Here is a 1,664-nt window from a genome sequence, read left to right on the forward strand (position 1 = left end):
TAGCCTCGATCTTTCGTGACGGTCCGTCGGTTTGCCCGCCGGGCCGTTTCGGTTGTTCGGGTTGGTGGCGGGCAGGGTGATGGCCCGGTTGTCGCGTCGGGTGGGCGCCGGGTTCCACGGCTCCGGTCGGGGTGGTACTGCTCGCAGGAACGGGAAATGTGCTGGTCAGCCGGGGTTCGGGAGAGCTTCGAGTCGTGCCATGGCGTCGGTGATCAAGTCGATCCAGGGCCAGTGGCATGCGAATCTCAGGTGTCGGCGGCGGGCGGTCGTGACGATCTGGGCGGCGGTGGAAAAGAGGCGGAGCCTCAAACGGCGGGGCTCCCACCTGCGGGTTTCGCCGGTTAGAGCGAGCATGGGCATCCAGGCCAGCAGATCGAGGGCGATCTGGACGATCTCCAGCCAGATCCGGTTCTGCGCGGTGTCGTGCAGGGGCAGGTTGCGCAGGCCGGTAGCGCGAGCGTTTCGGATGCGGTCCTCGGCGCGTGCCCGCTGACGGTGTCTCAGTTCGAGTGCGGCGATCGGGACGCCGGTGGTGTTGGTGGCGAACGCGGTGAGCCGTAGTCCGTCGGCATCGGTGAAGCGCAACTGCGCGCCGGGGTGCGGCCGTTCCTTGCGGACGATCAGCCGCATCCCCTTCGGCCAGCCTTTGAGGATGTCGCCGTCGAGCTCTGCGATCCAGGCGCCGTCGCGGATCTCGCCGTCCGGTTCGACGGCCACCGTCCATGCGGTGGTGGGGACCTTGAGGACGGCCTGGTGGATGGCGTCGGTGATGGTCATGCCGACGGAGTACGACAGCCACCGCCCGCGCTGGGCGAGCCAGGCGACGAACTCGTGGGTGCCGCCGCCCGAGTCGGTCCGAATCAGCGTCTGGCGTCCACGCCGGTACTTCTTCGGTAGTTGGGCCAGGGCGAGTTGGGCGGTGGTGATGTGGTCGGCGGCGGTGTTACTGCCCGCGTTCCCGGGCCGCAACAGCGCGGCCACCGGCTCTCCGGTGCCGCCGCTTCCATGGTCGACGAAGCCCAGCAGCGGGTGATGTCCATAAGTCTTCTTCCAGGTCGCGGCCGCGTCCTGCTTGTCAGAGTGGGCCAGTACCAGCACTCCGTCCAGGTCCACGATGACCTCTCCGGTGGCCTCCGGCGACGAGGCTCCGGCCAACCTCCATGTCCGCTCGCGTACTTCGGCCCGTGCTGACCGGATCGCGCTCACAGCCTTCGGGCCGGCCGCGGCCAAGGTGTCGATAAGGCGGGAGACGGTCGGGTCGGAGGCCACCAGGCCGAACACGGCCGGCTCGGCCCTCAGCATCCCGACATCGGCCAGGCAGTCACCGCCCAGCGCGACTGCCAGGACCACGTCCAGCAGGATCTTGCCCGGATCGTGCACCGCCCGAGCCTTCCGCCAAGGCGCCAGCGCCGCCGATATCGCCTGGTCCAGCCCGGTCTTGCGGACGGTCTCGACCAGCAGCACGCCCCCGGCCTGGGAGACTATCGCCCGGCCGCCGCCCTCGACGCGGACACGCGGGTACGACCCGATACGCTTCTTCACCTGAGAAGTGCTTCTTTCCACGGCACGATCTGGACCCTCGACAAGTCCTATCGTCCCAGGTCAGGAGCACTTCTCGCGTTTTCGATCACCCTTCGGACGGCCCACCCCATGAAAGCCCGAGG

Annotated in this window: 1 protein-coding gene; it reads right to left on the reverse strand. The window is 68.4% G+C overall.

The annotated features are described in order from the left end of the window. Positions 1-165 precede the first annotated feature (165 nt). Entirely contained in the window at positions 166-1,542 is a 1,377-nt protein-coding gene (locus D7318_RS32275; RefSeq protein ID WP_120700797.1) for an IS1380 family transposase, read from the reverse strand. Between the last annotated feature and the right edge of the window lie 122 nt (positions 1,543-1,664).

The sequence above is a fragment of the Streptomyces radicis genome (assembly GCF_003626575.1).
Taxonomy (GTDB): domain Bacteria; phylum Actinomycetota; class Actinomycetes; order Streptomycetales; family Streptomycetaceae; genus Streptomyces; species Streptomyces radicis.